The 18,013-nt window shown below is 34.5% G+C and carries 15 protein-coding genes and 1 tRNA gene; 12 read left to right on the top strand and 4 right to left on the bottom strand.

Features of this window, described 5'->3' with window-relative positions; translation table 11 throughout:
- The 6 genes from KFZ70_RS06920 (at position 1) to KFZ70_RS06895 (ending at position 8,753) form a co-directional block, all read left to right on the top strand.
- A complete protein-coding gene (locus tag KFZ70_RS06920) occupies positions 1 to 354 on the top strand; it encodes a hypothetical protein (protein WP_407516102.1) in 354 nt (117 codons plus the stop codon).
- Between the two features lie 17 nt (positions 355 to 371).
- Entirely contained in the window at positions 372 to 2,423 is a 2,052-nt protein-coding gene (locus KFZ70_RS06915) for a beta-N-acetylhexosaminidase (protein WP_139695739.1), read from the top strand.
- A gap of 2 nt (positions 2,424 to 2,425) precedes the next feature.
- On the top strand, positions 2,426 to 3,274 hold the full coding sequence (locus KFZ70_RS06910) for an N-acetylglucosamine kinase (protein ID WP_139695741.1): 849 nt from the start codon (positions 2,426 to 2,428) through the stop codon (positions 3,272 to 3,274).
- Positions 3,275 to 3,294: 20 nt separating this feature from the next.
- Positions 3,295 to 6,597 (top strand): VCBS repeat-containing protein, encoded by a 3,303-nt coding sequence (locus tag KFZ70_RS06905; protein WP_139695743.1) that lies wholly within the window; start codon positions 3,295 to 3,297, stop codon positions 6,595 to 6,597.
- A 2-nt stretch (positions 6,598 to 6,599) separates the two neighbouring features.
- Complete coding sequence (locus tag KFZ70_RS06900; RefSeq protein WP_139695746.1) at positions 6,600 to 6,947, top strand: hypothetical protein; 348 nt, start codon at positions 6,600 to 6,602, stop codon at positions 6,945 to 6,947.
- Positions 6,948 to 7,271: 324 nt separating this feature from the next.
- Positions 7,272 to 8,753 carry an aminotransferase class V-fold PLP-dependent enzyme gene (locus tag KFZ70_RS06895; protein WP_139695748.1) on the top strand — a complete coding sequence of 494 codons (1,482 nt, stop codon included), beginning with the start codon at positions 7,272 to 7,274 and terminating at the stop codon, positions 8,751 to 8,753.
- Positions 8,754 to 8,761: 8 nt separating this feature from the next.
- On the opposite strand, the gene KFZ70_RS06890 is transcribed toward KFZ70_RS06895, so the two are convergent.
- Positions 8,762 to 10,657: a helix-turn-helix domain-containing protein gene (locus KFZ70_RS06890; RefSeq protein WP_139695750.1), complete on the bottom strand. Its 1,896-nt coding sequence runs from the start codon at positions 10,655 to 10,657 to the stop codon at positions 8,762 to 8,764.
- A gap of 244 nt (positions 10,658 to 10,901) precedes the next feature.
- Between KFZ70_RS06890 and KFZ70_RS06885 the strand changes: the two genes are divergently transcribed.
- From KFZ70_RS06885 to KFZ70_RS06865, 5 genes are all read left to right on the top strand, one after another.
- Positions 10,902 to 11,507 carry a hypothetical protein gene (locus KFZ70_RS06885; protein ID WP_139695752.1) on the top strand — a complete coding sequence of 202 codons (606 nt, stop codon included), beginning with the start codon at positions 10,902 to 10,904 and terminating at the stop codon, positions 11,505 to 11,507.
- Between the two features lie 259 nt (positions 11,508 to 11,766).
- Entirely contained in the window at positions 11,767 to 13,080 is a 1,314-nt protein-coding gene (locus tag KFZ70_RS06880; RefSeq protein ID WP_139695754.1) for a hypothetical protein, read from the top strand.
- A 527-nt stretch (positions 13,081 to 13,607) separates the two neighbouring features.
- A complete protein-coding gene (locus KFZ70_RS06875) occupies positions 13,608 to 13,976 on the top strand; it encodes a DsrE family protein (protein ID WP_139695756.1) in 369 nt (122 codons plus the stop codon).
- An 11-nt stretch (positions 13,977 to 13,987) separates the two neighbouring features.
- Entirely contained in the window at positions 13,988 to 14,350 is a 363-nt protein-coding gene (locus KFZ70_RS06870) for a rhodanese-like domain-containing protein (RefSeq protein WP_139695758.1), read from the top strand.
- Positions 14,351 to 14,485: 135 nt separating this feature from the next.
- The gene (locus KFZ70_RS06865) at positions 14,486 to 14,875 is read left to right on the top strand and encodes a hypothetical protein (protein ID WP_139695760.1); all 390 of its coding nucleotides are present in this window, start codon (positions 14,486 to 14,488) and stop codon (positions 14,873 to 14,875) included.
- A gap of 3 nt (positions 14,876 to 14,878) precedes the next feature.
- Here the strand turns inward: KFZ70_RS06865 and KFZ70_RS06860 are convergent, their stop codons facing one another.
- Together KFZ70_RS06860 and KFZ70_RS06855 are read right to left on the bottom strand one after the other, a co-directional pair.
- Entirely contained in the window at positions 14,879 to 15,763 is an 885-nt protein-coding gene (locus KFZ70_RS06860; RefSeq protein ID WP_139695761.1) for an AraC family transcriptional regulator, read from the bottom strand.
- Between the two features lie 94 nt (positions 15,764 to 15,857).
- Positions 15,858 to 16,307: a hypothetical protein gene (locus tag KFZ70_RS06855; protein ID WP_139695763.1), complete on the bottom strand. Its 450-nt coding sequence runs from the start codon at positions 16,305 to 16,307 to the stop codon at positions 15,858 to 15,860.
- Between the two features lie 573 nt (positions 16,308 to 16,880).
- On the opposite strand from KFZ70_RS06855, the gene KFZ70_RS06850 reads away from it, so the two are divergent.
- Positions 16,881 to 17,678 (top strand): sulfite exporter TauE/SafE family protein, encoded by a 798-nt coding sequence (locus tag KFZ70_RS06850; RefSeq protein WP_139695766.1) that lies wholly within the window; start codon positions 16,881 to 16,883, stop codon positions 17,676 to 17,678.
- A 172-nt stretch (positions 17,679 to 17,850) separates the two neighbouring features.
- On the opposite strand, the gene KFZ70_RS06845 is transcribed toward KFZ70_RS06850, so the two are convergent.
- A tRNA-Asp gene (locus KFZ70_RS06845) sits at positions 17,851 to 17,927 on the bottom strand.
- Positions 17,928 to 18,013: the final 86 nt, after the last annotated feature.

The raw sequence follows: 18,013 nt of genomic DNA, 5'->3' as shown, positions 1-18,013 counted from the left end.
ATGATTGGTTCTTGGAAAATGGTTTATGCAGATGTTTTAGAAGACGATTCCATACAGACAAAAGATTTAACGCATACGGCTTTTATAAAAATTATAAATCAAACGCATTTTGCTTTTTTTAATCAGAGTGAACATGGCAATGATCTTTTTTACAGTGGGGCTGGCACCTATGTTTTAGAAGACAACACCTATACAGAAACTCTTGATTATACAACCGATAATCACCTGAAATCTCAGAAGTTCATATTCAAGGTTCAGTTTATTGGTGATACTCTAGTTCAATCGGGAGTAGAGCAAATTGAAACGGCTGGAATTAACAGAACGATTACTGAAAAGTACATCAGAATTAATTAGACAAAAAGACCCAACAGATGAATCAAATCATATTATATATTTTACTTGTTTTGGGAATAAGTCAAATGACAATGGCTCAAAACCCACTATCAAACAAATATGATTTAATGCCCTGGCCAAAAGAAATCAAAGAAAAACCTGCTAAGTTTTTGATTAATAGCGACGTTACGATCTCAATACACTCAGAGCATTCTGAGCGAGTTCGTAATGCCGCTGTTAATTTTATTAGACGTCTAAGCGCTCGTACTGGTGTTTTTTTCAACGAAGGCTTTCCGTTAGAAAACAAAAAAGGAACCATTCAAATATCGTATGATGAGGTTGTAACACTCAATTTAAAAGCCGATGAATCTTACACTTTAAATACCAACGACTCCCTTATTGAGATTAAGGCTCAAACAGATCTTGGTGCTTTAAGAGGGTTACAAACCTTATTACAACTCACAGACCACAACTCGTCAACATACTTTTTTCCTGGAATCAGCATTTTTGATGCGCCCCGATTTGTATGGCGCGGCTTAATGATTGATGTATCGCGTCATTTTCATCCGGTAAACGTTATTAAACGCAACCTAGATGCTATGGCTTCAATGAAAATGAATGTATTTCATTGGCACCTTACAGATGATCAAGGTTTTAGAATAGAATCAAAAGCATACCCAAAACTACAAGAACTAGCTTCTGATGGTTTATTTTACACACAAGAACAAATAAAAGAAGTAGTAACCTATGCTGATCATTTAGGAATTAGAGTGATTCCTGAAATTGATGTTCCTGGTCATGCGTCAGCCATATTAACAGCCTACCCTGAGCTAGGTAGTAAAGCAGATTATCACTATGCCATAGAACGCTTTTCTGGAGTGTTTGACCCTACCTTAAATCCTACCCTTGACACCACTTATGTATTTCTTGAAACGCTATTTGCCGAAATAACACCACTTTTTCCTGATAAATACTTTCATATTGGTGGTGATGAAAACGAAGGTAAACACTGGAATGAAAATCAAGAGATTCAAAAATTTAAAAAGAAACATAAGCTTAAAACCAATCACGATCTACAAACTTACTTCAATATAAAACTTGAAAAAATATTAAATAAACTGGGCAAAAAACTTATGGGATGGGATGAAATCATGACACCCGATATGCCAACATCTGCTGTGATTCATTCATGGCGTGGCGAAAATGAAGGTCTACCTAATGGCGGCTCCTTAATAGCGGCGGCTAAAAAAGGCTACCAAACCGTACTCTCAAACGGTTATTACATTGATAGAATGCTTTCTGTGGAACATCATTACTCAAATGATCCTATTAAAAATATTGAATTAACCCCTGAAGAACGCTCCAGAATTTTGGGAGGTGAAGCCACCATGTGGAGCGAATTAGTAACCTCACAAACTATCGATTCTAGAATATGGCCAAGAACAGCAGCTATAGCAGAACGTTTTTGGTCAAGCAAAGACGTAAATGACGTTGAAAACATGAGAAAACGCCTTAAAACCGTTTCTTTTCGGCTAGAAGAATTAGAACTTACCCACATAAAAAACAAAGCGGTCATTTTAAGAGGTATGACAAATAATCAAGATATTTCATCGCTTGAAACACTTACAAACATTTGTGAACCCTTAAAAGTTTATGCCAGAAATAAAGATGGGGTTGAGTACAAAACCTATTCTCCTTTTAATTTATTTGCAGATGCCTGTATTGTTGATGCGCCAGATGCTCTTATTTTTAATCAACATGTTACTGCCTTTATAAAAACACCCAATAACAACAATCAAACTGCTGTACTAAATTGTCTCTATAAATGGGCTGCAAATGATGCCCAATTTTCAAAGCTTAGAATGAATCCTAAGATAAGCGCATTAAACACCTTATCAAAAAGTTTGTCAAACGCTTCAAAAGGTTTATCAGAAGTACTACAAAATGAAGATATTTCAGAAACCACTATCGATCAAATTCAATCGAATATTGACATTTTAAGTCAGGAGTTTATGGACACAGAAGTTGTTATTATAGACGCTTTAAACAAACTTGTTTCCTATTGTAAAACAAACCTAAAAACTAACTAAACATGATACTTATAGCAGACAGCGGGTCTACCAAATGCGATTGGATACTCTATGAAAATGCTTCCTCAGAACCATTAAGAATAAAAACCAAAGGACTCAATCCTGCTATCCTCAATAAGAAACAATTCATCAAAATTATCGCAGACAACCAAGACCTTAAAACCTATAAAAATGACATTACCCAAATTAAATTTTTTGGAGCAGGTTGTGGTTCAAAAAGGAGTCAGAAAAAAGTAAATAGTATTCTTAAACTCTATTTTGAAAACGCAGAGGTTATTACTAATGAAGATACTATGGCCGCTATTATGGCTACCACAAAAACACCTGCTGTAGTTTGTATTTTAGGTACAGGTTCTAATTGCTGCTATTTTGATGGAAAACATATACACTTAAAAACGCCTTCATTTGGTTACATTTTGATGGATGAGGGCAGTGGAAACTATTTTGGCAAACTGTTATTACAATCGTATTTCTACGAACGCATGCCCAGTGATTTAAGGTCTATTTTTGAAAGTACTTTTAACGTAAAAGAAAAAGCAATTATAAAAGGGTTGTATAAATCAAAAACACCTAATAAGTATCTAGCTGCTTTTGCTCCTTTTTTGTTTAAATGTGAATCGCATCCATTCATTCAGCGTATGCTATTTAATGGTATAAATGCATTTATTGAAAACCATGTTCTAAAGTACCGGGAAACCCTAAAAGAAGTACCTATTCATTTTGTGGGTTCTATTGCTTATTACGCACAAGATTATATCAAACAAGCACTTCAGGAACGCGGTATAAAGGCCGGAAAATTTGTAAAAAGTCCTATGGAAAGTATTATTAGTCAGCAAACTGAATTATCTTAATGCAATCAAACCACTTCGTTATGGTATTAAGACAAAAAGCAACATTACGTATTCTATTAATTATAGGTCTTTATGCTATTCTTACCTTAGTACTTCATAGCTGTTCCACCGAAAACAAGCCAACTACTACAAACACCAAGCAATTTACGTTAGTAGACAACAACCACAGTGGTATTCATTTTAAAAATACAGTAAAAGAAACCCTCTATTTTAATTTCATCAACTACGCTTACATCTATAACGGTGCGGGTGTAGCTGTGGGCGATATAAATAATGACGGTCTTGAAGATTTGTTTTTTACTTCAAACCAAAATTCAAATAAACTATACCTCAACCAAGGAGATTTTACCTTTGAAGACATTAGCGCAAAAGCTCAAATTGAAGATAAAGCAGGTTGGACAACAGGAGTCACCATGATTGATATCAACAATGACGGTTGGTTGGATATTTATGTATGTAAATCTGGTGCACTACAAAGCCATGAGCTTAGAAAAAATAAACTCTTTATCAATCAAAAAGATAACACCTTTAAAGAAGAAGCTGCCAAATACGGATTAGATCATTTTGGCTTTTCTGTACAAGCCTATTTCTTTGATTACGACAAAGATTCAGATTTAGATATGTATTTGGTTAATCACCGTGCAGACTTTCAAAACAATACGGTTATTAATGCAAAAATTCAAGCGCATAAAGAACCCTATCATTCTGATCAACTTTTTAGAAATGACGGTACTACATTCACCAATGTTACCAAAACAGCAGGCGTAGAAAATAAAGCTTGGGGATTAAGCGCTAGTATTGGAGATTTTAATAATGATAACCTGCCAGACATTTATGTAGCCAATGATTTTTTAGAACCCGATTTTCTTTATATCAATCAAGGTGATGGCACCTTTAAGGATGAGATTTTAAAACGCTTTAAACATATAGCCGCAAATAGTATGGGGTCTGATTACGCCGATATTAATAATGATTTAAAACCAGATTTAATTGTTTTAGATATGATGGCCGAAGACCATATACGAGGTAAGCAAAATATGGCCACCATGAGTACAGAAAATTTCAATTTGATTGTAAATAGTGGATATCATCATCAATATATGTCTAATATGCTTCAGCTCAATAACGGAAATGGCACGTATAGTGAAATAGGTCAGTTAGCGGGTATTGCTAAAACAGACTGGAGTTGGGCGCCTCTTATAGCTGATTTTGATAATGATGGTTATAATGATTTATTTGTAAGTAATGGTATTGAAAATGATCTTTCTAATCAAGATTTCAGAAATCAAATGCGAGAGAATATCAGGAATCGTAAAAAAGTTTCACTTGAAGAAGCTATTAGCATGATGCCTTCAGAAAAACTGAGCAACTACATGTATCGAAATAATCAGAACCTAACTTTTGAAAACAAAACAACAGACTGGGGGATTGACCAGAAAGTAAATTCTTGCGGAGCTATTTACACCGATTTAGATAATGACGGAGATTTAGATTTAGTTTTAAATAACCAAAGTGACGCAGTTTCTATTTACAGAAATAACGCAAACTCCAATTATATTAGTTTTAAATTTGAAGGCTCTGACAAAAACACAAATGGATTAGGCTGTACGGTTTCGGTATTTTCTCAAGACTTACAGCAATCAAAAACACTCTTCCCAAGCAGAGGCTATCAATCTTCGGTTACCAATAAATTGCACTTCGGCTTAGGCAAAAACACAGGCATTGATAGTGTTATTATACAATGGCCTAACCAATTAAAGCAACGGCTTGAGCATATAGAAATAAATCAAACTTTTGTGGTAAAGCAAGGTGATGCAAGTAAATCGCATTCTGATTCAAATCAAAACCCACCAGAATGGTTTGCACCTATCAATTCAGAATCTTTAGGTATTAACTACAGGCAAAAAGAAAACCAATATGATGATTTTCAACATCAGTTATTGCTTCCTCAAAAACAATCTGAAAAAGGCACCCCCATTGCTGTTGGCGATGTGAATGGCGACACCTTAGATGACCTTTTTATTGGCAACGCCCAAAACGCCGCCGCAGCACTTTATATTCAAAATTCTGATGGCACTTTTTTTAGCAGCAGCGTGTCTATATTTAATACCGATAAAGTATTTGAAGATACCGATGCTCAATTTGTGGATATAGATGCTGATGGCGATTTAGACTTATATGTAGCGTCTGGTGGTTATGAAATAGAAGAAGAAAGTCCACTGCTACAAGACCGCATATATCTGAATAATGGAAAAGGACTCTTTTCAAAACAGGATGTTTCACCAAATCTTATGAATAGTAAAAAAGTGGTTTTTGCAGATTGGGACAACGATGGTGACCAAGACGCATTTATTGCAGGCGGTGTTATACATGGTAAATATCCACAAGCATACCCTTCAAAATTATTAAGCAATGAAAATGGCACATTAACAGCTGTTGGTACAAATATATTTCCAATTGCCGAACTAGCTATGGTTAATGATGCTATTTTTTCAGATTATGACCAAGATGGTGATCTTGATATTATTGCCGTTGGCGAATGGATGGGTATTGTCTTTTTTGAAAATAAAAACAATGTGTTTGAAGCGAACAAAACACTGTTAAACTCAGATGTTTCAGGGTGGTATCAAACCATAAAAGAAATAGATGCAAATAACGATGGGTTTCCTGAATATTTAGTTGGTAATTGGGGCAATAATAACAAATTTCATCCTTCTGAAACAAAACCGCTTCACATCTATGCCGATTATCTTGATGATAACAACTCCTTTGATGTGGTTTTAAGTAAAGTCTCTAAAACGGGTGATTTACTACCCGTACGCGGTAAAGAGTGCTCATCACAACAAACACCTTTTATAAATGATAAGCTTAAAACATACAAAGCCTTTTCTAATTCTACACTTCCAGACATTTATGGCGCAGATAAGCTTGCCCATGCCTTGCATTACCAAGCAACCACGTTTAGCTCTTTAATACTTAAAAACAATAAAGGCGTTTCTTTTAGTGTGGAAAATCTGCCAATAGAAACCCAATTTAGTCCAACATTAAGTTTTGCGCTCCACGACATAAATCATGATGGTTTTATCGATGTTTTGGGCGTGGGCAATGTGTATGATGCCGAAGTGGAAACCATACGCTATGACGCCTCAAAAGGCTATATCCTTTTAGGTAATTCTTCGGGTAAATTCACCTGCCTAAAAGACCTAAGTTTTTTCAATGATTTTGAAGCTAAAGCCATTAAAAAAATCACTATTAAAGGTCAGACTCATATGCTTATTCTAAACAAAAACAGTACCCTAAATATCTTTAAATTGAAATCATAATCATGTGCACAGTATCGGTCATGCCTAATGAGATAAAACAGTTAAAATCAAGCCACCAAGAGACAAACTATTATGTATGGCATGAGATCGTTAAAATTTCTCATACAGATTTGTATTATAAACTTATCAACTGGCTAAGTGGTGAGTTTGATCTTTTTCTTCAAGATAATCACTCTCAATTTACTGTATTCTTTCCTAATGGTTGGTTTAAAATTTCAGTACGTCAAACGCATTCTAAACGTATTACCATCGATATTCTGGTTAACAGCAAACGCAAAAAGAGCGGACTTAAAATGAATAATCACGTACATCAAATACTTACCCATGTTTTAAGCCTTTCTAGTAACTAAGGCTATTTACCGTATTTCATTTCATCCTTCTTCTGTTCAATTAAATAATATAAAAAAGCGCCTACATAAATGCAAGCGCTTACTTAGCTATTAATTCCCTAATCCGAAGTTAGAATTAAGGATTGCATATTACAATTTATATAAATGAAGCTGTGTAACAAATGTTACATAACTACAAGAAAACACAAACTCCTTAGCTTATTTTATCTGAATTACTTGATAAATATACTAACTTTAAAACATCTAGTAATAAACCACATAGCGTGTGTGTTTGTTGATTAACATGATTTAATTAAATAAATTTCTTTAAATACAATTTATCAAATGGGTGCAGAACAACAAGACGTATCACAAGAAACCTTAGATCCCACAAATTGGGAAACCACAAGAAAACTCATGCATCAAATGATTGATGATGCCATAGATTATACTTCTAATTTAAGACAACGACACGTTTGGGAACAAATGCCTTTAGAGAAAATAAAGCAGTTAGAAACACCTTTACCACAAGAGTCAACAAACTTAGAACAGGTTTATCATCAGTTTAAAAACACTATTCTACCTTTTCCTATGGGAAATATTCACCCCAGATTTTGGGCGTGGTATATGGGTAGCGGCACGGTTTCTGGGTTTTTAGGCGACTTTTGGGCCTCGGTGATGAATCCTAATTTAGGGGGAGGAAATCATGCAGGTCATAAAGTTGAAGAACAGGTAATTAATTGGATTAAAGAAATGATGCGCTTTCCCCCTAGTTCGAGTGGCCTTTTAGTTAGTGGCGGATCTATGGCCAATTTCACAGCATTAACCGTTGCCCGAAATATAAAACTAGGGTACGATGTTCGGCAAAAAGGCATCACAAAAGAAACTGCAAATAAGTTTGTTATATATGGGTCCAGTGAAATTCATAGTTGCAATCAAAAAGCACTTGAAATATTAGGATTGGGAGCTGAAAGTCTACATAAAATTCCTGTTAACGCTGACTACACCATAAACTTAGCAACGTTGGAAGATCAGATTACAAAAGACAAAAACAAAGGATTGGTACCTTTTGCCATTATTGGTACATCAGGCACCATAAATACGGGCGCTATTGATGACTTAAAAGCGCTTTCTAACATTTGCAAAAGAGAATCCCTATGGTTTCACGTAGATGGAGCCATAGGTGCTGTTGCTGTGTTATCAGACATAGCAAAACCCCAATTAGCAGGCATTGAACTGGCTGATTCTATAGCTTTAGATTTACACAAATGGTTACACATGCCTTTTGAAGCAGGTTGTGTGTTAATAAAAAATCATGAGGCTCACAAAAACACCTTTTCCGTTATTCCTGAGTATTTAGAAAAACATGACAGAGGTCTCGGATCTGGTTCAGATTGGTTTAGCGAATACGGTTTACAACTCTCCAGACGATTCAATGCTCTGAAAATTTGGATGTCACTAAAGGAACATGGTGCAAAAAAGTTTGGCCGAATGATTACCAAAAACATCAATCAAGCACATTATTTAGGCCGTCTTATTAAAGACCATAATCAACTTGAACTCCTTGCTCCTATTGGGCTTGATATTGTTTGTTTCAGATATCATGTAAATTATTTATCTGAAGAAAAACTGAACGCCATAAACAGGGAAATTAAACTGCAAATAGAGGAACAAGGATTGGCTATGATAGGGTATACCAGTCTGCAAAGCACCTATTGCCTGAGGGTAGCTATTGCAAACCATAGAACACGTTATGAGGATTTTGATCTATTGGTGAACGCCATTCTGGAAATTGGAGTTCGAATTTCAGGAAGCCTTAATTCATAAACAGCTTCCTATTTTTGAACCAACAAGTTTTGATTGTTTCTAACGGGTATTTTGAGGTTAGACGCAAATGTTTTAAAATCTTTATGATCTTTTATTTTATCAAAAGCAGGCACTACAGCAGCCCATGCTACAAAGGCATGCTTTGGTTCCTTTTCTAACATCTTAACAGCCATTTCAGCTTGATTAGATTGCGCATATAACACAGCTAACGACCAATTTTTCCATGGTGAATTTGGCCAGTTATTTACTTGTTCAATAATTTCATTGGCTTTTTCAAAATCGCCCATTTCTGCATAAATCCCTCCTAAAGAAGCTACCATTCCTGGGCTGTTTTCATAAAGCTTTCCATAGGCTTCTTTAGCATTCAAAAAATCATTTTGTTGTCTATAAATAAAACCCTTAGCTAAATAAGCAATAGCATTATTGGGTGCAATTTCTAATGCTCTTTCTACTTTTTCCATGGCTCCTTTATAATCTCCATAATAAGCTAACATCCAGCCTGACCATGCTATATACTTAGCGTTTAATGGGTCTAATTTTTCAGCCAACTCATGATGTTGTAAAGCCTTTGCCCGATCGCCTACTAGCAAACAATACCATGAATAATCATAATGCACATTAGCCATACTGGGGTTTTTAGTCAATAAATAATCAAACAATTTTTCGGCTTCATACCAGTTTCTATCATGATAAATATGAATACTTGCAATGGCAGCATAGGCTTCTAATAACGACGTATCTAATTCTATAGCCCTATTTGCAGCCATTAATGCTTTTTCAAAAACATCTTTATTCTGTGAAGCACTGTGCCCCAAAATTACGTAACCATAAGCCAATCCTGCATATGCCAAGGGTTCGGCAGGATCATCATCTAATGCTTTATATAAAAATTGTAGCCCTTTATCAAAATCTTCTTGAGATGATTTATGGAGATAATACATACCACGAATATAATTCTTATAGGCACTGGTATTGACTACTCTATGGTTAGCACTATGAAATTGATTTTCGGACACATAGGGCATGCCCGTAAGCTTTGCAATTTTTTGAGCCACCAAATTTTGAATAGAAACGATATGCTCTAATGAGGTGTTATAATTTATAGACCCTGCATTTACACCATCAACCTTATTAATGGTTATATTTAAACGCATACTATCATTATCTGAATAATATACCTCACCAGAAACTATAAAATCTACACCAAGCTCTTTTATAATCTTCGCTTTTGTTTTGCTACTATTCTTATACTTTACTGTGGTGGCTCTTGACAATACATTGAACTGGTTTATTTGTCCTAATGATTTTGTAAGTCCGTCATGAATGCCTTCAGACAAAACATCTGAATCCATTAAATTTGAATTTACCTTTAAAGGCAGTATGGCAATAGATTTGGGTTTTTGGGTTTTTGTATTGCCTGCATAAAAATAAAACACACCTATACCTAAGGCGATAAAAAATAATACACCTAAATGAACTGAACGTAATTTTAAAGTTCCTAACTGAAAATATGCTTTTTTGGTATTTCGATTTAAATTAATCTCAGCATTTGTATGAATATTTTCTGTTTTATGCTTCAATTCGCCTGGCGAACATTTATAATGCTGCTGAAAGCACTTGGTGAAATATGAAGGACTATTAAAGCCAACAGCATAGGCTACTTCTGAAACATTTTTTTCATAATCTTTTAAGAGTTCATAACCCTTTTGCAATCGAAAGATTTTAATATATTGACTTGTTGAAACACCATTTAACCGTTTTAATTTTCGATGAAGCTGAGACCGGCTCACCCCTATATTAGAAGCCAGATCGTTCACCCCAAAGTTTTCGTCATGATAATTTTCTTCTAAAATATTATTCAGCCTTTCAACAAAGGATTGCCCTAAAGATGATTGAGAATTCATAACCTAAAACACACCAAAATTTACGTCCTTTTAAGATACGCAAAAAATAAACCCACAACAAAAATTAACGCTTAACAGCAATATATTCAATACAATACAAACACAATCAACATATTTTACAGGATTCGCAACATATGTTTTAAGCATTGCAACACCACAAATGACATTAATTTCAATAAAAACTAACTTTAAGAAGGCTAGTAACCTTAGCCATAAAGCCATTGTTTAATTAAACTAACATCTTATGAAAACTTTAAAATTATTATTTGTACTGGGCAGTTTAACCTATTCTTTAATGACTTGTCAAGACAACCAAGACCTTATAACTGAAGACCACTTAACTGAAATGAATTCCAAAACCTCCAAACACGTGGAAGTACCTTTTAAATCCAAATTGCATACAGCTCAGGCAGAAGATGCACTTACTGTAATATGCTCTGCTACTTCTCCAACTGATTTTTGGGGATTGGAGCATCAAGTAGGTGACGGTAGTGCCACGCATGTTGGTGAATTTACTATTGACTTAAAATTTTGTTTCCATGTTGTTTTAAACCAAAATGGCATGCCTGATTTTGAAGGTGGATTTGGTGAATACAGCGGAGACAATGAACCAATTCCATTGCAATCTGCTAATGGAGATCTTTTATATATATCGGCAACATCTGATGGGAAACTTATCCCAATCCAACATGAGCATTATATTTTTGAGTTCTTTGATAAATGGGTTATTACAGGAGGGACTGGAAGATTTGAAAATGCCTATGGTGAATTTACATGGCATGGTCTGGTAAGAAACGATGATACAGGCACTGACCACACCTGGGAAGGCACCATTATTTTCAACAAATAATTGTAACAATAAGTTAAAAAACCACAAGCAAATACAACATATTTAATAGGTTTTGAAGCGCTAATCGTACTAATTTAAATAACATTTCAGACCTTAAAAAAAAGCCTCCTTCTACTTAAACACGGCTAAAACTATTAATTTGAGCGCATTACTTATCACTGGGAAGACTTTAAGCACAAGTCTATAATCTTACAGGTTATAAAAACAGCTACATCTACAATTGTATTATTCACTTTTACTAATCAAAACTATTTGAACCATGAAAAAAAATATTTACATACTGACAATATCAATTTTAGTATTGATTTCTTGTAATAAAGAAGACATTATGTTTGAACATGAACAAAACCTTAGTAACGCAGATCTGTCTTACAATGCTTTGTCTGATGCTATTATTGTAGCGCCGAGTAATGACATGTCAGGCGTTGAAGATGCCAATAACATTGAGGCTGCTCTAGAATTGGCTAAAGCTTCTGGAAGCACCGTGTATTTATCGGACGGCCTTATGAACACAAAAGATCATTATTACCTAAGCAGAAGTGTTAGGACTGAAGGCTTTAACGGAGCCTTTTTAGGAGAAGGCAAAAACAAAACCTTGATCCATGTTGGTAGAAAATCGGATACAGAAGGCTTTACAGGTGTTCATTCGACTGGTTGGGGTGGATTTGTTCCAAATGTATTTCAGTTTGACAAACCAACAGGAGATGTAACCATTAAAAATCTGGCAATTTTGATTAAAGATGATGCACCAAGAGGGACTGGTTCCGGGCCTTCCTTTATAGGAGTTGCTCTTGAACTTATTGGAGGCTCCTTTAATGCTCATATTAATAACATTAGGATAGAAGGAAAAGCATCTCAAGCTAGTGGCAATTTAATTGGCTACAATCTCAACTGGGGCATCCATGTAATGCCCTGGGGTGATTTTAATCCAGGACAACCAGGACCACCACCAAGAACTCAAGGCAGCTCCCTTACCATTAAAAATATTGATTTTGAAAACTTAGCTTGGAATGCCATCAGCTTTATGGATTTTGGGGATGCCTCTAAAGTACTAATAGATCAGATCTCTGCTAAAAAAGTAGGCACAGGTGTAGCTGGAGGAAGAGCAAATGACTCAGATATCATGATATCCAATGTTGAGATAAATTGTCATGATGCCACCAATCCTCAAGGAAGGGGTCTCGCCCGTGGTATGGTCTTTTGGGAAATGGCCTCGGCGCCAACCATTACCGATTGTATGATAAAAAATTCCAACTGGTGGTGGCAAATCTTAATAGTTGCTTCTCAAAATGCGACGATTACCAACACTAGCTTTGTTGATTGTCAACCTGGAAATGCAGCTATAGTTATAAATAACTCAACCCATTGCAACATTATTCAAAACGATTACAGGGACAATGGTTTACCAGGATGGACTGAAAACAGCAATGGCCCTGGAGCCGTATTTATGAACCCTGGATCTTCTAATAATTATGTACATGAGATGAAGTTTCCAGCCAGATTAACTGTTTGCGACATGGTTAGAAATCTTGGCAGTAACAACACCATTCATAATTGGGAAGCTTGTGATTAATGAACAAAAAACGCATTAAAATGAATTAAAAAGGTTTTCATAGTTCATCGTTTTAGTTTTAATCTCTTTTAATTCTAAGAGGCTGTCTGAAAAAATTGATGTCATTTAAATCCCATAGTTTAGGGATGAAGTAATCTTATAGTAACCAACCAGAATGCTAAAGATGCCTTCATTATATTTACATGACATCAATTTTTTTAGACAGTCTCTTTTACATGAATATGGTTTCCTACTATCATCCGCCCGCTTGAATAAGCAAGTTCAACAACCACATCAGTTGTAAATTTAAAACCAATAATCTTTACTATTAGCATGGTATAGGCTTGGAAATCATTTTAACCTTCATCTACTATGAGCTCCTTTTCATATCTTCTATATACTACGCCTCATATTTTATCCTGTTTAAAGGTCATTTTTTTAATATGGACTAGTCAGGTTATTTTTTGAACTTTTGAATCAACTCACACTCACAAATCGCCTATACATTTGTACCATAAACAATTATTAATCAATTAAATAAAACAATCATGAGTACAAAACAAAAATTAGTCGTATTAATAAGCTACGGGTTAGATGACGAAAGAGCATCTGTAGCATGGAGCATTGCAAATGGAGGCATCAAATCTGGATTAGACGTAAGCATTTTTCTTGTTAGTGCAGGAGTTGACTGGGTTAGAAAAGGAGCAGCCGACAATGTACACCTCAACCCTAAAGATCCTACAATGAAAGAAATGATTGACGCCGTAGTTCATAACAAATGTAGAATTATGGTATGTCCTCCATGTGCCGAAGTAAGAGGGTATTCTGTTGATAATCTTATTGATGGCATTGAACTTATAGGCTCAGGCGCCTTACACCAATTAATATTAGAAGGTGCCGAAGTGATTTCAATTTAAAACTAAAAATCATGAATCATTCCAACGTAAAAACATTCAACGAAGCCATTCCCCAAGTAAGTGCTAAAGATTTAGATGCGATTATAGCCGAAGGTCGATTTAACATTATAGATGTAAGAAACGCCAAAGGTATTGACACCCAAGGTGGTATTCCAGGTGCTATTAATATTCCTTTCGAGACTATTGAAAACGTGATCAACAAAGAACACCAAGATTACAATCCGCTTTTTGAGAATGATGGCCCCTTTTTATTTTGCTGCACAGGAGGTGTTATGTCTTATATGGCGGCTTTAAAAGCTCAAGAAAAAGGCGTTAATAATGTACATAACTTAGAAGGCGGTCATGCGGCTTGGCTAAAGCTAAAAAATACTTAAATGCAATATTTAAGCCATCCTAATATCACTACTTAATAAAATCAAAATGCAAGTTTTCTAAAAGAATAAAGTGAATTCCAAAAAGGAAGACTTGCATTTTTAATTAGATTTTCTAGTAATCTTAAAATAAATCACATGGATATATTAATAATCATATTCACCGTTTATGGCATATCAGCCATTATCACAATAGGCAAGCTATTTGAACCTTTACGAGATTTGGCCGAAAAACATAGTCCGAATTTCTGGAAACATTTAACCAGTTGTATGCAATGTTTACCTTTTTGGGTTGGCATATTGGTGTCATTACTTACAGAAACTCCTGTTAAAGTTACTTGTGAGGGATGCCATCCTCTATTAAGTACTTTCTTTACCTATTTGTTTTCTGGAGCTTTTTTTAGTGGCACAACGCTATTGATTCACACCATTTTTATCAGGCTAAAAAGGTCTGATTGGAACAACTTTCAGGAACAGAAAAAACAGCGAAAAACTAAAAGGGTATTATTTAATGAAACAAAATTTTAATGGTTAAACGGCATCATTAAGACGTGCTTTTTTTGAATTTTTCCATTGCTTAGGTGTTACCCCAAACTCATTTTTAAAACTTCGTATAAAATGAGAATCGCTTTCAAAACCGCAATCATAACATATCTGTTGAATAGTAAAGTCTGTACTCAACATTAAGTTGCTTGCCAAATTTAGTCGTTTTGCTAAAAGCCATTTTCCTGGTGTTGTATTGTATATTTTTTGAAATTCTCTTTTAAACGAAGACATACTTTTTCCACACAACCTAGCAAATTCATCTACTTTTAGATTATAGATAAATTGTTCTTCCATAACGCGTTCTATGGTTCCATCAACATTTTGGGCAATGGTATAAAAAACGTTCTTAATATCACTATTACTTTGACTTGAACAAATATTAAGCAACATTTCCCTGAATTTTAATTCAATTATTTTTTGTGAAATTTGCTTACCTTCTTTCAAATAAGAAAAAAAGGAATGGTATAAGGTTTCTAAGCTTTCAGAAACATGAATTCTATAAATAAAATTTGGATGGCTTATTTGTTTTAACGTTTTTATTTCGCTACTAATATCTTCTTTTACACATCTTCTAATAAAATCATCTTTCATAAAAAACATGAGCACGCAAAAACCTTCCTCAAAATATTGCTGATTTTTAAACGCTCCTTTTCTAACAAAAATGGATTGATTTTCTTTTACCAGATAGTCGTTTGCAGGAGTTATCCATTTTTTTTGGCCACTCAATACATAAACCACACTGTGGCATTCAGACCAAGCTGTAAACAATTCTTCCTTTATAGGACACTTAAACTCTACAATTAAATAATCTTCTCCAATTATTTTGTTATAGCCAGGTGTTTGCAAAAAATGTTGATAGGAATCAAACATAAAATTTGTATTTGATTAGTATTCACTAAATTAATAAAATTTATGTTTCTAATAAAAGAACAGATTCTCTATTATAAAAAGCACATTATATCTCTTAATGCTTGCCTTTGTGCTTATCTTTTTTTTGTTTTCTTCCCTGTCCTCTATTTGTTTTTTTTCCAGTGCCTTTTTTCAATTCATGAAACTCAGCTGAACCTGGTTTTATGCCCAACTGTTTGGCAATAGCTCCCCACCCTTGAGATTTATGTCCTTTATAAACTGTTAAAACCCTATCTATTGAGACTCTTGCCACCCTAGAAATCTCTAGAGACAAAAAGATTTCACCCGGCACCATGTTCAACGTTGCTCCCATGTAATTAAGTTTGTTTTCTGAGATATTGTAAAACAATCTCATATCGCTATAAAAAGCGTTTAAGTTTGAACGCCCTTGGGTGTTTACTATATTCAAATCGGCATCAAGAGTTACACTTCCCGTTCTAAACGAAATTTGTGCCGAAGCCGTATAAACACTAAAAAGTAGAATTAACAAAAGTAAATGTTTCATAATATTTTGATTTAGGGTAATCACAATATGTACGATTATATTTTCATTTTGGTTTATATAACATCACATTTTACTAAGGTTTGAAGCATTAGTTTCTCACTCTTCAACCTAAAAGCTAACCACAAAAATTAACGATATGATTAACTGTAAACCCATTACCTTTCGCTTGTATACATAAGAAAAAGCATCCATTTTCTGTAAAGAAAAGGGAAGCTCTCCATTGATACCAAATCACTTTGGCACACTACACCCTGGCTTTCTCCAGAAACAACACAACTTCTTACTATTCCAAAAAAAGCCTAATTTCTTAGAGTTTTTAGCAATTTGGTATTCTGATTGGGTCTGCTATGCTTTCCCGAAAATCAGTGTTTTTGCATCCTTCATCTAAAATAATACTTTGCCGACCTTTTTGGAAATTCACGAGAAATCATAAAAACAATGACGAAATATCGTCAATTCACTAAATATCATGACCTTTTTTTTTAATCGAATACTGTAAGTAACTGATATTATGAAACTTACAATACATGGCATGCAAAATGCATATAATACTATTAAACAAAGAATTTTAAAATGGAATTAATAGAAATTTTTGGATATATTGGAGCACTGATTGTTGGTGTGACATTAGGTTTAATGGGAGGTGGAGGTTCTATAATCGCCATTCCAATTTTAACCTATTTGTTCCACATCAATCCAATAACCACCACGGCATACTCATTATTTGTAGTTGGGACGTCCTCTTCAATAGGAACTCTAAATAATTGGAAGAAAGGATTGATAGAATATAAACTAGCTGTTGTTTTTGCTATTCCAGCATTTTTGGCTGTTTATGTTGTTCGTAAGTATTTAATGCCTCTAATTCCGATGGAGATAATCACCGTGAATGACTTTGTAATTACAAAGGATATAGCCATTATGGTATTTTTCGCAGTAATTATGATATTTTCTGCCACTTCTATGATTAAAAAGAAAAAAATAATTGAATCAAATTATAATCCAATTCACCATAACTACCTCTTGATTGTTATTATAGGGATTATAATTGGTTTGTTAACTGGTGTTATTGGTATTGGAGGTGGTTTTATCATTATTCCTGCTCTGGTTCTATTGTTGAAAATTGAAATGAAGAAGGCCGTTGCTACAACATTGTTTATTATTGCCATAAAATCGTTGGTTGGTTTTTTGGGCGACCTTGGAAATACTGAAATAAACTGGGGATTTCTTTTGATTTTTACGACTATATCAATCTCAGGTATATTCTTTGGCCATTACCTTTCTTCCTACATTAAAGGCTCAAACCTCAAAAAGTCCTTTGGATGGATGGTTTTATTTATAGCATTTGCTATTTTGTATATAGAGCTTTTTTAATATAATCTCACTTAAAACAAAAAAGCATCCCCATTTTCAATAAAGAAAAAAGGAAAGCTTTCCATTGGTTACCAAATCACTTTGGCAAACTACATCCTAGATTTCTCTAGGAACAACACAACTTCTTTATATTGCCAAAAAAAGCCCTAATCTCTTAGAGCTTTTAGCAATTTGGCGGTCTGGACGGGACTCGAACCCGCGACCTTCGCCGTGACAGGGCGACATTCTAACCAACTGAACTACCAGACCGTTGCTTTATTGCGGTTGCAAATATACACGGCTTTTTTAATTTGTCAAACCTTTTTTTAACTTTTTTACATATTTTTTTAAAAAGT

It is taken from the genome of Allotamlana fucoidanivorans (genome assembly GCF_045788535.1).
In the GTDB taxonomy this organism is placed as follows: domain Bacteria; phylum Bacteroidota; class Bacteroidia; order Flavobacteriales; family Flavobacteriaceae; genus Allotamlana; species Allotamlana fucoidanivorans.
The sequence above is the reverse complement of the archived record's forward strand: the minus strand, read 5'-3'. Positions and strand labels throughout refer to the sequence as shown.

Bases quoted from the DNA above. Each gene is read 5' to 3' on its own strand.
- KFZ70_RS06920 (WP_407516102.1), top strand. From the start codon at position 1: ATGATTGGTTCTTGGAAAATGGTTTATGCAGATGTTTTAGAAGACGAT.
- KFZ70_RS06915 (WP_139695739.1), top strand. From the start codon at position 372: ATGAATCAAATCATATTATATATTTTACTTGTTTTGGGAATAAGTCAA.
- KFZ70_RS06910 (WP_139695741.1), top strand. From the start codon at position 2,426: ATGATACTTATAGCAGACAGCGGGTCTACCAAATGCGATTGGATACTC.
- KFZ70_RS06905 (WP_139695743.1), top strand. From the start codon at position 3,295: ATGGTATTAAGACAAAAAGCAACATTACGTATTCTATTAATTATAGGT.
- KFZ70_RS06900 (WP_139695746.1), top strand. From the start codon at position 6,600: ATGTGCACAGTATCGGTCATGCCTAATGAGATAAAACAGTTAAAATCA.
- KFZ70_RS06895 (WP_139695748.1), top strand. From the start codon at position 7,272: ATGGGTGCAGAACAACAAGACGTATCACAAGAAACCTTAGATCCCACA.
- KFZ70_RS06890 (WP_139695750.1), bottom strand. From the start codon at position 10,657: ATGAATTCTCAATCATCTTTAGGGCAATCCTTTGTTGAAAGGCTGAAT.
- KFZ70_RS06885 (WP_139695752.1), top strand. From the start codon at position 10,902: ATGAAAACTTTAAAATTATTATTTGTACTGGGCAGTTTAACCTATTCT.
- KFZ70_RS06880 (WP_139695754.1), top strand. From the start codon at position 11,767: ATGAAAAAAAATATTTACATACTGACAATATCAATTTTAGTATTGATT.
- KFZ70_RS06875 (WP_139695756.1), top strand. From the start codon at position 13,608: ATGAGTACAAAACAAAAATTAGTCGTATTAATAAGCTACGGGTTAGAT.
- KFZ70_RS06870 (WP_139695758.1), top strand. From the start codon at position 13,988: ATGAATCATTCCAACGTAAAAACATTCAACGAAGCCATTCCCCAAGTA.
- KFZ70_RS06865 (WP_139695760.1), top strand. From the start codon at position 14,486: ATGGATATATTAATAATCATATTCACCGTTTATGGCATATCAGCCATT.
- KFZ70_RS06860 (WP_139695761.1), bottom strand. From the start codon at position 15,763: ATGTTTGATTCCTATCAACATTTTTTGCAAACACCTGGCTATAACAAA.
- KFZ70_RS06855 (WP_139695763.1), bottom strand. From the start codon at position 16,307: ATGAAACATTTACTTTTGTTAATTCTACTTTTTAGTGTTTATACGGCT.
- KFZ70_RS06850 (WP_139695766.1), top strand. From the start codon at position 16,881: ATGGAATTAATAGAAATTTTTGGATATATTGGAGCACTGATTGTTGGT.